At 42.6% G+C, this 12,854-nt stretch carries 14 protein-coding genes; 2 read left to right on the plus strand and 12 right to left on the minus strand.

Annotated features, from left to right (window positions below; all coding sequences use genetic code 11):
• Window positions 1-159 precede the first annotated feature (159 nt).
• The 8 genes from RB622_RS16110 to apaG all read right to left on the minus strand — a co-directional run bounded on the left by RB622_RS16110 (window position 160) and on the right by apaG (window position 7,625).
• A complete protein-coding gene (locus tag RB622_RS16110) occupies window positions 160-1,086 on the minus strand; it encodes an MlaD family protein (RefSeq protein WP_308047601.1) in 927 nt (308 codons plus the stop codon).
• 98 nt (window positions 1,087-1,184) lie between these two features.
• The gene (locus RB622_RS16115) at window positions 1,185-1,949 is read right to left on the minus strand and encodes an ATP-binding cassette domain-containing protein (protein ID WP_308047602.1); all 765 of its coding nucleotides are present in this window, start codon (window positions 1,947-1,949) and stop codon (window positions 1,185-1,187) included.
• Window positions 1,950-1,955: 6 nt separating this feature from the next.
• Complete coding sequence (locus RB622_RS16120) at window positions 1,956-2,744, minus strand: ABC transporter permease (RefSeq protein ID WP_308047603.1); 789 nt, start codon at window positions 2,742-2,744, stop codon at window positions 1,956-1,958.
• A gap of 381 nt (window positions 2,745-3,125) precedes the next feature.
• Window positions 3,126-4,118: a glycoside hydrolase family 43 protein gene (locus RB622_RS16125; protein WP_308047604.1), complete on the minus strand. Its 993-nt coding sequence runs from the start codon at window positions 4,116-4,118 to the stop codon at window positions 3,126-3,128.
• Window positions 4,119-4,189: 71 nt separating this feature from the next.
• A complete protein-coding gene (locus tag RB622_RS16130) occupies window positions 4,190-5,332 on the minus strand; it encodes a hypothetical protein (protein WP_308047605.1) in 1,143 nt (380 codons plus the stop codon).
• Window positions 5,329-6,297 carry a DUF2157 domain-containing protein gene (locus tag RB622_RS16135; RefSeq protein WP_308047606.1) on the minus strand — a complete coding sequence of 323 codons (969 nt, stop codon included), beginning with the start codon at window positions 6,295-6,297 and terminating at the stop codon, window positions 5,329-5,331. The genes RB622_RS16130 and RB622_RS16135 overlap by 4 nt, the downstream gene beginning before the upstream one ends.
• Before the next feature lie 107 nt (window positions 6,298-6,404).
• Complete coding sequence (locus tag RB622_RS16140; protein WP_308047607.1) at window positions 6,405-7,181, minus strand: class I SAM-dependent methyltransferase; 777 nt, start codon at window positions 7,179-7,181, stop codon at window positions 6,405-6,407.
• A gap of 57 nt (window positions 7,182-7,238) precedes the next feature.
• On the minus strand, window positions 7,239-7,625 hold the full coding sequence (gene apaG, locus RB622_RS16145; RefSeq protein ID WP_308047608.1) for a Co2+/Mg2+ efflux protein ApaG: 387 nt from the start codon (window positions 7,623-7,625) through the stop codon (window positions 7,239-7,241).
• 154 nt (window positions 7,626-7,779) lie between these two features.
• On the opposite strand from apaG, the gene ung reads away from it, so the two are divergent.
• Complete coding sequence (gene ung / locus RB622_RS16150) at window positions 7,780-8,445, plus strand: uracil-DNA glycosylase (RefSeq protein ID WP_308047609.1); 666 nt, start codon at window positions 7,780-7,782, stop codon at window positions 8,443-8,445.
• A 170-nt stretch (window positions 8,446-8,615) separates the two neighbouring features.
• Here ung and RB622_RS16155 read toward each other — a convergent pair whose 3' ends face one another.
• Window positions 8,616-9,020, minus strand: a complete 405-nt coding sequence (locus tag RB622_RS16155; RefSeq protein WP_308047610.1) for a Dabb family protein — start codon at window positions 9,018-9,020, stop codon at window positions 8,616-8,618.
• 340 nt (window positions 9,021-9,360) lie between these two features.
• Between RB622_RS16155 and RB622_RS16160 the strand changes: the two genes are divergently transcribed.
• Window positions 9,361-10,392, plus strand: a complete 1,032-nt coding sequence (locus RB622_RS16160; RefSeq protein ID WP_308047611.1) for a zinc dependent phospholipase C family protein — start codon at window positions 9,361-9,363, stop codon at window positions 10,390-10,392.
• A gap of 3 nt (window positions 10,393-10,395) precedes the next feature.
• On the opposite strand, the gene RB622_RS16165 is transcribed toward RB622_RS16160, so the two are convergent.
• The 3 genes from RB622_RS16165 to RB622_RS16175 form a co-directional block, all read right to left on the minus strand.
• A complete protein-coding gene (locus RB622_RS16165; protein WP_308047612.1) occupies window positions 10,396-11,307 on the minus strand; it encodes a TIM barrel protein in 912 nt (303 codons plus the stop codon).
• 61 nt (window positions 11,308-11,368) lie between these two features.
• On the minus strand, window positions 11,369-12,214 hold the full coding sequence (locus RB622_RS16170; RefSeq protein WP_308047613.1) for a sugar phosphate isomerase/epimerase: 846 nt from the start codon (window positions 12,212-12,214) through the stop codon (window positions 11,369-11,371).
• Between the two features lie 55 nt (window positions 12,215-12,269).
• The gene (locus tag RB622_RS16175) at window positions 12,270-12,803 is read right to left on the minus strand and encodes a DinB family protein (protein ID WP_308047614.1); all 534 of its coding nucleotides are present in this window, start codon (window positions 12,801-12,803) and stop codon (window positions 12,270-12,272) included.
• Between the last annotated feature and the right edge of the window lie 51 nt (window positions 12,804-12,854).

Genomic DNA, 12,854 nt, shown 5'->3' on the forward strand with positions numbered 1-12,854 from the left:
ACTTTTTCCAATACCGGAAATAATTATTCGGACTACTTAGAACTAGGTAAATTTATAAGTAGTTATGATATTTATTTGTAGAATTCCTTAAATAATGTTAAAATTATTCGTGCCAGATTGGAATTGTGCTGAAATACAACCGTTTTCAAAAACAAATTCTCACGGTTTAACACCACTTTCTTTATTATCCTCCTTTTTTACCTCCTCTTCCTTAGCTTCACTCTTAGCTTTTTTCTTGAAATACCTCCTGAAAAGGAAATTTTGACGTAAAGCAAGCATATTTTCATCCAGCTTAGATGTACTGGTTTCCAGGTTTTGTATCGTCGTTTTCAGATTTGCAGCGGTCGCTTCATCGTGAAGAAGTACACCGATCGGGCTTTTTGAATTAGAATTGATGTCCGCACTGACGGTTTTTAGGTTATTTACCATAGCGTTGGCGGAAGCCACGGTCTCATTTAACCGGAACATCGTCGCCCGTACGTCATGCATAATGAGCGTGTCAGTGGCAAGGTCGTTAGCGAGCCCGCCTTTCTGATTTAATTTAGTGCTGTAAGCAGACAACGAAGCCGTAAGGGTTTGTGCGTTCGTGGCGGCCTTCTTCAAACCGGCCAGTGTTTCATCCACATCACGGTATAACCTGTCGTCATTTAAAAGCATCCCTACGGTCCCTCTTCCTTCCAGGATATTCTTGCTTATTTTTTTAAAAGCGTCGGTTATCGAGAGCAGGTTTTTGTTATTTTCTGACAATACGTTTAGCATTTCTTCAGTACTTTCGACCTTGGCAACGGCTAGTTCATCACCATCTTCAATCGAAGGTACTTTTTGTGTTCCACCAGCAATAACAATGATCTTATTTCCGATCAGTCCGTCCGTGCTTACTTTTGCAAGCGCGTTTTTCCGGATAAATTCCTTAGATTTTTCCTCGATGTTCAGCATAACCTCCACCTGCGAATTGGGTAAAAAGCGGAGCGATTTTACCGTTCCGATCTTAACCCCGGAATACCAGATGTTATTTCCGGCTTTGAGACCATTAACATCTTCAAAAATAGTTTTTACGGTTATATTGGATGAAAAAACCTTTTTCATGCTTCCAATCGTAAGGACTCCAACAAGTAAGATCACCAATCCTATAACTACGAAAAGACCAACTATGACGGAGCGTTTTCTATTGCTTGTTTCCATTATTATTGAATAAAATTATAATCGTAAAAACTCTTAACTCTTTCTTCATCCGAGGCAAAAACTTCATCGAATGTCCCGGTTTTCAGGAACTGGCCGTCCAGAAGCATGGCTATCCGGTCGCCTGTTTCTCTAGCGCAGGTTAGATCGTGGGTAATGATGATGGCTGTGGTTTGGTATTTTTCTTTGACCTCATTGATAAGCTCATTGATCTCAATACAGGTTATCGGATCAAGGCCGGCAGTGGGTTCATCATACAGCATGATTTCTGGCTTCAGAATAAGTGTGCGGGCAATACCAATACGTTTGCGTTGCCCTCCCGAAAGCTGGGACGGAACTTGATTGATGGTTTGAGACAATCCAACCGATTCCAATACTGACTCAACCTGTTCGTTAATTTCTGCGCGGGTAAGGTTTTCCACGTTTCTCACGAGCGGGAATTCGAGGTTTTCACGGACGGTCATACTGTCGTACAACGCGCTGTTTTGGAATGAAAACCCAATTTTTCGTCTCAATGCATTAAGCGCCGGGCCCCATAACCCGGAAACTTCCTGGCCCAGCACATTGACCGAGCCTTTATCCTGTTGGAGAAGCCCGATGATTATCTTAATTAATACGGATTTTCCGGTACCGGAGCGGCCTAAAACCACTACGTTTTCGCCCCGGTATACATCAAGGTCCACGCCATTCAGTACGTGCAAATCGCCAAATGACTTATATACATCTCTGATTGAAATGATCGGATCCTCTTGTGCTGTATCGTTTTTCATAACTAATTAACCGCGGAAATAATTTGATATCTGAACAATGATTACCTCCTCGATAAAAATCAAAAACATCGATATGACAACGGAACTGTTGGCTGCTTTTCCAACTCCTTCCGTTCCTTTCGTTGCATTGTAGCCCTGATAGCATCCTACAATCCCGATCGTGAAGCCATAGGCAATCGCTTTTACGACGGAAGTTCCCAGGTCCAGAAAGGTAATCTGCTCAAAAGCTTTTTCTATAAATGTCGTTGCACTCGTGCCCTCATTCACATAAATATTCAAAAATGCCCCTGTAAGGCCTACCAGCGTACAATAGAACATTAAAAGCGGTATGGTGATCGTTGAGGCCAGGACCCTGGTGACGACCAGAAATTTAAAGGGATTAATTGCCGAAACTTCCATGGCGTCGATCTGCTCGGTTACCCGCATGGAACCCAATTCAGCGCCGATACTCGAACCTACCTTCCCCGCGCTGATCAATGCCGTTACCAGTGCGGCCAGTGCCCGGACGATGGCGATAGACACCAGCGAAGGCAACCATGAGGTAGCCCCAAACTCAGCAAGCGAAGGTCTGGATTGTTTCGTGAAAACCATCCCGGTAATAAAACCGGTAAGGCCTATCAGTAACAATGATTTATAGCCTATTGCGTAACATTGTTTGACTAATTCCTGAAATTCCATACGCCCCCGAAAGGCCTCTACGAAAAACCGGATAAAAAATTTGTAGCCATTGTATACTGACAGCAGGGCATGATCTAAATTTTTAGTAAAAACATGTTCTTTTTGTTTCGCGCTCATCAAAAGTTATTGCAAAGGTTGATTACCTACATTACGGCGTTAAGTGGTTGCAGTCTCGCTGTCTGTATATTGTTTTTTGTAATAGCAAAAATTATTCCATGACGTTTGGCTTGCTCAATATTTCTGAAAAGATGAATAAGGATGATCTGTGATAAGTTGAAAAGTTTTCGGACAGATGAGATCATCTATTTAATTTTCCTGAATTGGGAAACCCTGATATTCATAAAGCCAAAACATGATTCTGAATTTCAGTATGGGTACAACCGGAAGTTTTTTTGAATCCGTCGGGCAACTAAATATCGGATAATTATGGATAAGGACAAGCTTTTTGCAGTTAATTTAACAGAGAAATTATGATTAATCCCTCTGTTAAACTGACAATTATTTCAGAACATAAGGCTTAACACCTTCATTTGTAATTTTCACAGGGTTGATAAACCCTGTTTCGTCAAAGGTCATTAAATCCACACAAGTCATACGATGGTTACCATCGGTTTCGGTCAATGGACGGCGGTGGTAAACAATATACCACTGATCTTTTTCCGGAACCTGAATGACGGAATGATGCCCTGCGCCGGTTGCGACTTTTGGGTCTTGCTGAAGAATTTTTCCAATTCTTTCAAAAGGTCCGAAAGGAGAGTCTGAAATGGCATAAGCTACCGAATAATTCGGGCCAGTCCAGCCGCCTTCTGACCACATAAAATAATATTTTCCGTTACGGATAAACATAAATGGCCCCTCAACGTAACTGGCCGGGGTAATCTCCCGGAAGATTTTCCCGTCTTCGAAAGGAATAAATCCGGTGAAATCACTTTTAAGTTTTGCCACATTACAGTGTTTCCAGCCACCATAGTAAAGGTAATACTGGCCATCTTTATCTTTAAAGACGAACTGGTCGATGGGCTGTGCGCCATTGTGAAATTTGTCGATCAATGGTTTTCCAAGATAATCCTTGAAAGGCCCTTCGGGTCTATCAGCAACGGCAACGCCGATTCCGCCAGATTCCTGATCGCTCTGGATATCGTTGGCTCCGAAGAACATGAAATATTTTTTATCCTTTTCAATTATGGAAGGCGCCCAAATCGCTTTTTTAGCCCATTTTACGTGTAAAGTATCTAAAACCTTCTCGTGTTTGTTCCATGTCACAAGATCTTTTGATGAAAAAGCATCGAAGAAAACCTGGTCCTTGTAAGGGGCAGAATAAGTAGGATAGATCCAGTAGTCTTTTCCGCCCTTCGGGTTGTTAAATATAATGCCCTCAGGATCTGCGTACCAGCCCGGAAACACGGGGTTGCCGGATGTCTTTTTTATATTTTGAGAATAGGAAGATGCGGTAATTAATGACAGAAGAACGAATAAGATTTGTTTTTTCATAGATTAATTTTTTAACTGCAAGTTAATAGCAGTCACAACGAATTCAAATTGTTCACCGGTTTTTGAATGATTTAGTAATCATTGCCTGCGCCACCGCCACCGAAGTCACCACCGCCAAATTCGAGATTTTTTCCTGCCGGCGTCTGTCCGAATTGATGCGCGACCAGCATGGCTTCCAGGTTGGCGAGGTTGCGTTTTTCAAGTTTTTCATCCGTCAGACCGAACTTGGGCGTTTTGAAATAATGAATACAAAAGACGGTCAGGGCAATCAGCAATGCACCTGCAACCGAAAGTAAAACTTCGACAGGAATGATGTCAAAATAATAGCGGTAAGTAAAGCAGGAAAAGGCGGTCATCAATAAGCCTATAATCAGCAAAACCCGGTCTTTATTCCTCAATCCGAGGGCGACATAAAGCAGGGGAATCGCAGCCGTAAGTAGATAGAACAGCGTTGCAAAAGGAATTTGAGGTGCAACCGGTGACAATAAATCTGCGAGCAGTGCATTGCCTTCTCGTACGACATAATAGTTTCCGCCTAGATAAAAGACAACCAGGGCCACAATTTCTATCACGGTCTGAGTATCGCGGTAATAGGCATCCTGCCTTTTCCTGTTTAACAAATAGATGATTCCGGAGAGGATCATCATCGCGAATGGGAGCAGTGCTTTTCCCAGAGGAAAGCCGATCAGCAGATTGGAAAAAAAAGCATAGAGTACGATGATGCCGATAAGTGTCGTGAAAACATCCGCATAACGCAGCGTGACAAGTACTTGGATAATGAGGATAAATACACAATACTGCCAGACCTTTAGATCCGGGAAAATGATAAAGATCGGAACAAGGGCGGCGCCTGTGGCCATGTAAAGCAAGGCATTATCGATACCGGAATGAAACAACTTGCGGTCTTTTATGAAATATTCCAGCACAAAAAAGAAGCTGGCAGCACACAGCATACTCAAAACGGCAAAGGATTTATCGCCGCCTCCGTCAATGAAAAACAGGGAAATGAAACCCGTGAAAAAGCAGCCCGCAACAAGTGTAAACAGGAATAAACCAATTTTCACAAAGATGCCCGGGCGATAAAACGACTCGTGAAATTCAGTTTTAACCTGCTCAAACTGCGCAGTGGTAATCAGGTTTTTCTCCTGCCAGGACTGAGCAATGCGCTGAATATCGAGGTTCTGAACCCAGGTTTCGTTATATGCCTTTTTCATTTTTTCAGCCCTAAGATTTTCTTAACGTTTAACAGAAAAAAGATTACGCCGATGCTGGTGAACAAAAAGTAGTAAATACTCAGAAAGCCGAGGACAATATCCGGCAAGGCTTCAAAAGCAGCGTAGGTGAGCATGATGTAACCATAAACAACGCCCAGCAGCAGAAATATCAGGGATTGCGTTTTTCTGGCATACATAACCAGATAAAGACACAGGAGTACACCGATTATGAAGTAAATTATTTTCGGACTGCTTGTGAACAAACCGGTCATGCTGGCTATAACGGCAAGATTTCCACCGAGCAGGAGATAAGTAAAACCAAAGTGTTTTTTCAGATTTCGGGTTTCAGAAAGCCAGCTGATGACAGCCAGTGCAATACCTAAAACAATTCCGGTGTTGGTAATTCCCGGAGCCGTAAAATCATTTTTTTCTAAAACGGCGAGTGGGGAAATGGTCAGGCCGAGCCAGGAGGCTAATCCGGTAATGGCCATGGAAAGCACGCCGCGGTGGTCAAACCGGTAGGCAAGAAGAAAGAATAACACCGTTGGAATGAATATGGCAAGGCCGTATTTTGTGCCGAAAAAGTTGTACTGAAACTGTAAATAGCCTTCCATGATCAGAAAAAGCGTACAGCCAAGCAGCAAGGCATGTTCCGAAAATTTTGTCGGGTGGTTTACTTCGTCCCAGCTAAATGGTAGCCGGTGTCTGATCACATGATAAAAGCATACAACAACCAGCGCGCCGATAAGGGCTATAATGGCTTGATGCCCGATGGTATCAATATTTTTATAGATCAGCACACCAAGTCCGGAAGTGAGCAAGGTTATTCCCAGGAAGAGAAGGGACCTCAGTTCCCAGTGTATCGAAAAGGGTTTTGTCGTTTCATATTCCAGAACCTGAACGGACTGCTCCTCGGGTATTATTCCTTTTTGTGTCAGGTTTTCCAGGATTGCTTTGGTATCCATTGGTTTGTAGAGGTGGCAGTGAAAGTAAATAATCTATAAAGATAATTTATTCTCGGAATCCGCATGTTGCCAGTAAATAAATAGCAGGTGTGAAGCTGCCTCCGGCACTAAAATCTTAACACAAAATCTTCCTTGACCTGTTCCTTCCGGAAAAATACCAGCCCGATCCAAAATAAGTCAACCGTGAGTGTCACTTGCGGATGCGCCTTGATTTCTTCCCACGCCTTGGTCATTCCGTCGGACCAGTAAATATCGTCAAAAATAAAGAGGGAATCGTTATGGGCATAAGGCAGACAGTCTTCAAAATACCTTACCGTAGGTTCGTAACGGTGGTTAGCATCGAAGTAAGCATAATCAAGCTTGCGGTTTAGTTTTTGCAGGGCTGCCGGTAGCGTTTCGTCGATATTTCCGAGCACGACTTCAATATTTTCGACACCTGATTTGTCAAAATTCCTTTGTGCTACTTCCGCGGTTTGTGGGCAGCCTTCAAAAGAAATAATTTTAGTGCCAGGTTTTGCTTTTGACATGTACAAGGTCGTAAGCCCGAGCGATGTACCCAGTTCCAGTATGGTTTCGGGCTGGAAATGACGGATTAACCGGTGAAATAGTTTCCCGAATTTTGCAGGTTTTTCAGCGTTTTTGGCAATCGTTTTTATTTTCCTCAGATTGGATTTATTAACCCGGGAGCCAGCACCGAGGTCAAGTATTTCAATTTTTTCATTGGAAGAAAGCAATGCTTTGCGAAGCGATTTTAGCTCATCGTAGTCCGGGTGGTTGTCGTTTTTAACCTTGATAACTTTGGTATACAGATCAAAAAGAAAGGGCGAGTGAATAGCATGTTCATTCCCGGAACGCAGGAGGTACTTAAAATAAGAAGTAATCAATTGAGGTATTTTTTAATAATATTGTCTTTCGGCCATCAAAGTTACGGCGAAAGTATTTTAGTTTAATCGATAAGGGACAACCAACGCAAACGCAGGAATAATGACGTGAAACTGGCGGCCGTCCAAAACACGTTCCATCAGATAGGTTCCGGACATTTTGCCCAGGTCCGTCCGCAAATTACACCCTGAAACATAGTCATGCACATCTCCGGGTTCCAGCACAGGCTGTAAACCAACGATGCCTTCACCCTCCACTTCACGGACAGTGCCGTTGGCATCGTAAATTAACCAATGTCTGCGCAGCAGCTTGACCGTGTGCTCGCTGTGGTTTTCAATGAGAATCTTATAGGTAAATACAAAATGATCCTGCCTTGGATTAGAGTAATCAGGCTGATATTCTGTCAATACGGTGACTTTAACGCCATCTGTTACTTTCGAAACCATATACATTAAGAATATTGGTGAATATCCGGGTTAATTTTAGGAGGATTTGCTCTATCTTTTGTAAAACATCAATATAAACGAAAATAGTCATCAATTACGGATAAAACCAAATCAAAAATCAATTAATTTGTTTTTTAATTCAATTATCAAAAGTATGGATGTTAAAATAGAGGAATCCTGGAAAAAACGATTAGCAACGGAGTTTGAAAAACCATATTTTGTTTCCCTGACCGATTTTGTAAAAAAGGAATATGCAGCCAAACAGATCTTTCCGCCTGCTAAACAAATCTTCAACGCATTTAATCATTGCAGTTTTGACGATTGTGAAGTCGTTATTCTTGGCCAGGACCCTTACCATGGTTTTAGTCAGGCAAACGGACTTTGTTTTTCCGTGAATGACGACGTCAGGGTTCCACCTTCCCTGATTAATATTTTTAAAGAAATTAAAGAGGATCTGGGGAAGCCTGTTCCTAAAAGCGGAAATCTTGAACGCTGGGCTTCTCAGGGCGTACTTTTGCTCAACGCTACTTTAACCGTTGAGGCAGGGAAAGCGGGTTCACATCAAAACATGGGATGGGAAACTTTCACCAATGCGGTGATCAAATGTTTGTCGGACGAAAAAAAGGATATTGTTTTTTTGCTCTGGGGGAGATATGCGCAGGAAAAGGGCAAAATCATCGATGAAAGCAAGCATTACGTGTTAAAAGCAAAACATCCATCGCCCATGGCGGCGAATGGGGGAGGGTGGTTTGGTTGCAAGCATTTCAGCAAAGCGAATGAATATCTCGTGCAAAAAGGGCTTCAGCCTATTAATTGGTGATAAGCAGCTGTTGGCAATTAGCTTTATGCGATTAGCTCAGTAACCGGATGATTAATAGTTTATTGTAAAAATCAATAATACAAACTAATTTTTCACTACCACTTACAAAAAAAAGAGCCGGGAATTCCCGACTCTTTTTAATGATTTTCACTCCTATTACTATTTAATAATTATCTCTCGATACTGGAATTCATTTCTAATACCTTGTCCCAGTGCCCTTCGTTGCTTTTCACAAATTTCTTGCGATCTGCATTGGATGCATACTGTTTCGCGGCATCATTGGTCCGGAAAGTCAGATAGTGAATTACGTCGTAATCACTCTGAGTTCCTTCTGATTTTTGAACACGCCCTGCTGAATAAGCCACAACATCATTTACGTTGTTTTTCAAAGTAGCAAAATCGCGCATGTGTTTTTCTATTTCCTCAGATGTTGTACCAGGTTTGAATTTGATACAAACAACGCGTTGTGTTTCCGCTGGTTTATGCGGAACGTACGCTCCGTAAATAATGAGCATAAACACGCTCAATACGAATACTGGAAGTAAATATCCTAATGTTTTATTTTTTGTTCTCATTGTTTCGAAATTCGGTAACCGTCTGGTTTTATTCTTAAGCAAAAGTATAATAAATATTTCTTATTGCATTATTTAAATAAATAATATAACATATATTGTTTGTGAGGTGTTTTTTGAAATTTTTAGCCTGCCAAAGCTCAGTCAGCCATATATTATTCTCCCTGCTTGTCTGCTGAATTTTTGTTTTTTGTGTAAGAGGGGGCGATAAAAGCAGGTTGCTTTTTTTGAAATAGTTATAAAAATGAAAAATCAGGTTTATTTTCTATTGGAAACGTTACTTTTTTTATTGTTTACGGTATATAATGGTGTTTGAAATGGAGATCATTATACCAAACTTTATATGGAAACAGACCATAGGTTTTTCGAAAAAAAGCCAAAAGTTTTTAAGTTTTTTTTCAAAAAATTGCTGATTTTAAGTTCTGTCTGGCTTTTTTTGACTGGTCTGTTGGGTTTTAAACCTGAATGGGGGTTCTGGGCACACCGCCGAATTAACCGTCTGGCCGTTTTCAGGCTTCCGCCCGAGATGCAGTATTTTTACAAAAAGCATATTGATTACATCACAGAGAACGCCGTAAATCCGGACCGGCGACGTTATGCGGTCGTGGGCGAGGCGGAAAGGCATTTTATTGATCTCGATGTGTATGGCGATAGTGCGGCAGTTTTGCCACGGTTCTGGTCGGCAGCCGTTAAAAAAGTGGGAGAGGACAGCTTGCGAAAACACGGTATCGTCCCCTGGTATATTCAGACCGCAAGTTTTCAGCTGATGGAGGCGTTCAGGGATAGGGATCCCAAAAGAATTTTACGTATTTCTGCTGACCTCGGGCACTATATTGCCGACGCCCATGTGCCTTTGCATACCACCCGAAATTATAATGGGCAATTGACCCGGCAGGAAGGTATTCATGCGTTTTGGGAATCCCGGCTTCCCGAGTTGTATGCGGCGGATTATGATTTATGGATTGGACAGGCAGCCTACATCGAAAACATCAGTGAAGCAGCATGGAAGGCCGTGAACCATGCACATGTGGCGAGCGACTCGGTTTTTTTGCTGGAAAAGCAATTAAGTGAATCTTTTCCGCAGGATAAAAAATTTAGTTACGAACCCAGGAATAATGTTTTGGTAAGAACCTACTCGGAAGATTTTTCACGGGCTTATCATGATCTTTTAAAAGGACAGGTGCAACGCCAGATGCGATCGTCCATTGAAATGGTAAGCAACTTATGGTTTACGTGCTGGATTAACGCAGGGCAGCCGGACTTATCCGAAATGACCAAATTTTCCTTCAATGAAACGGATAAAAAAGCGGAAGCCGCCGAACAACGGAGTTGGTGGCGGCGGCTTCTGCATATCAGGCCAGAAAGTGAAGAGTAAGGCTTATTTGAAAACAAGCTTTTTCATGTACTCCGCGTCGTTTCCAATACTTGTCAAAACGGGTCCCGGATATTCTTCCTGCTCCACGATAAACTGCGTGATACCGGAATCGGAGGCAACTTTCAACAAACTCGCGAAATCAATTTCTCCTTTTCCTAAATCCGTTGAATGGTGCTCTGGTTTGCTCACAAGGTCCTTGATATGGCAAAGGTCGTAGCGACCCGCATATTTTTTCAAATGCGCAACCGGATCAGCACCAGCGGCGACGATCCACATCAAATCAAGTTCGAAGTGAACAAGCGATTTGTCGGTATTGTCAAGTAAAAGTTCCTGAGGAATTTTTCCGTCTTGTACTTTAAAAGAATAATCGTGGTTGTGATATCCGAATTTGATACCTGCTTTTTGACAGATCTCCCCACGCTTATTGAATTCTTCAGCACGCTTGTTCCATTCATCCAAGGTCTTTTGCGCGCCGATGTATGGTTGGAGAACATAACTCAAACCGGCTTCCGCGGCCTCAGCAGCCGTTTTTTCAAGATCTTTTGTCGTGTCGGCATGGGTACTCACGATGGTCATGCCAAGTTCATCCATGTATGCTTTGAATTCTTTGGGTTTCATGCCCCACAAAAATCCTTTATCGCCTGCATAGCTTTCTACCTTTTTATAACCTAAATCAGCTATTTGTTTTAAAACCCCCTTTGGATCTGCTCCGATGATGTCACGAACGCTATACAATTGTAATCCAAAATCAGGAATTGACGGCGCTCCCGAAGTAGCTGCCGATGCCAAGCCTGTCGAATCAGCACTTTCGGAAGTTTTGTCTTTTGATCCTCCACATGACGAAATGGAGAAAACAAGCGTGCCGGCTGCGGCGGCACCAGCGGATTTTAAAAATAACCTACGGTTATAAGTCATAAAAAGGTACTGTTAAATGTTAAAAGAACTAATTAGGTTTAAAACAGTATTTACACCCGTTTTATTTTGATTTTTCGAAAGAGCTGCGGAAATATTTAACGCTTTTTGATACTTCCGGACCGCTATTTTCCCAATGGTACTCATACTCAGCGGATATAGGTCCTTTGAATTTTTGGCGTTTTAGTTCAACAATTACAGCATCTACTTTGCTGTCACCGCCTCCCCAGATCACGTCGTGGTATTTTCCGTCAGGCGTGTCTTTTACCACATCTTTAAAATGGGAGCCCAAAACGTGTCCGTTCAGTTTTTTCAAACACTCGACAGGATCCAGGCCAGACCGTACCCAGTGACCGATATCAGCGCATGAACCGATGAATTTGCTCTGAACAGCATATTTAAGGACGGAGTCCGGGTGCCAGTAACGGGAAGGTTTTGGGTGGTTATGCAAAGCCACTTTTATTTTATACTTGTCGGCCAGCGGCGCGATGTATGCAAATTGCTCCGGTTTAGGTTCCGTGTTGATGTTCAGGATACCCATATCCTTCGCAAATTCGAACAAAGTTTTCCATTCTTCTTCGTCTTTTGCATTGACAACGCCAAACGCGGTGATGGTGATGCCATGTTTTTTGAGCAGATTTTTTACCGCCTGACGCTTGGCTGCATCCATTTTAAAATCCATGTTGCCTTCCAGTCCGCCACCTAATTTTTGGCCCGGAAAAGCTTCAACATATTTTAATCCGCAGCTGTCAATTTTTCTAAGGGCTTCGTCAAAGGTGAATAAACGAAACGTATAGGACTGAGCGCCAAGCTTCCAGCCAATTTTGTCTTCAGGGTTTTTTTGAGCGACTGCCGCAAAACTGCATAGCGCAAACAGGCAGCAAAGAATTGTAGATTTAGAAAATTGCATGAGATTGTATTATAATGTAAAATAAACACTTTTAAAAGGTTAAGTACATTTCGAACTACTCAATATTTGTTTTGCTATCACTGAGAAGAATTTTGAATGTTACCAGCAGCTGACCAAAATGTCTTACGGTATGCTCGGCCGCATGGAAGAGCAGCCCAAGATGGGTGGATGGAATTTGAGCGCGGCCAACCCCGCGGATCTCCAGGAGCGTAGCAGAATCGGTCCGTTTTATCTGATCAAGGGCGACAGCGAACTGTTTGTTTAAAATGTGCAGTAAATCACTAAAAGTACATCCGGGAAAAGGTTCCGTCCCCTCCTGTTTCAGATAAGTGAATTGGTTTTCTGTGAGGGGTTGTGCTTTGGCATAGGTTAAAAGACGGTCCAGTACACCGGCCAGATGCTGCATGTGAAAACCTACGGAGGCCAGTCCGGCCGGTTTTAGCCATAGACGTTCGGTTGGGAAAGTTTTGTCCAGCGCGTTCAATTCTTCCTGTACCTGTAACAGCGCATGCGCCACTGGCTGCAACAGGGGCGGTATTCCTTCAAGCGGGCCTCTGAGCCATACTTCTAACTTTTGCTGATTTTCCATACGGAAAAGAAACGAAAAAAGGGACTCTTTTACAAGTCCCTTTTCAATTCA

The organism is Dyadobacter sp. LHD-138, from assembly GCF_030929615.1.
GTDB lineage: Bacteria > Bacteroidota > Bacteroidia > Cytophagales > Spirosomataceae > Dyadobacter.

Coding starts and splice junctions, on each gene's coding strand:
- RB622_RS16110 (WP_308047601.1), bottom strand. CDS start 1,086: ATGAAAAAGGTTTTTTCATCCAATATAACCGTAAAAACTATTTTTGAA.
- RB622_RS16115 (WP_308047602.1), bottom strand. CDS start 1,949: ATGAAAAACGATACAGCACAAGAGGATCCGATCATTTCAATCAGAGAT.
- RB622_RS16120 (WP_308047603.1), bottom strand. CDS start 2,744: ATGAGCGCGAAACAAAAAGAACATGTTTTTACTAAAAATTTAGATCAT.
- RB622_RS16125 (WP_308047604.1), bottom strand. CDS start 4,118: ATGAAAAAACAAATCTTATTCGTTCTTCTGTCATTAATTACCGCATCT.
- RB622_RS16130 (WP_308047605.1), bottom strand. CDS start 5,332: ATGAAAAAGGCATATAACGAAACCTGGGTTCAGAACCTCGATATTCAG.
- RB622_RS16135 (WP_308047606.1), bottom strand. CDS start 6,297: ATGGATACCAAAGCAATCCTGGAAAACCTGACACAAAAAGGAATAATA.
- apaG (WP_308047608.1), bottom strand. CDS start 7,625: ATGGTTTCGAAAGTAACAGATGGCGTTAAAGTCACCGTATTGACAGAA.
- ung (WP_308047609.1), top strand. CDS start 7,780: ATGGATGTTAAAATAGAGGAATCCTGGAAAAAACGATTAGCAACGGAG.
- RB622_RS16155 (WP_308047610.1), bottom strand. CDS start 9,020: ATGAGAACAAAAAATAAAACATTAGGATATTTACTTCCAGTATTCGTA.
- RB622_RS16160 (WP_308047611.1), top strand. CDS start 9,361: ATGGAAACAGACCATAGGTTTTTCGAAAAAAAGCCAAAAGTTTTTAAG.
- RB622_RS16165 (WP_308047612.1), bottom strand. CDS start 11,307: ATGACTTATAACCGTAGGTTATTTTTAAAATCCGCTGGTGCCGCCGCA.
- RB622_RS16170 (WP_308047613.1), bottom strand. CDS start 12,214: ATGCAATTTTCTAAATCTACAATTCTTTGCTGCCTGTTTGCGCTATGC.
- RB622_RS16175 (WP_308047614.1), bottom strand. CDS start 12,803: ATGGAAAATCAGCAAAAGTTAGAAGTATGGCTCAGAGGCCCGCTTGAA.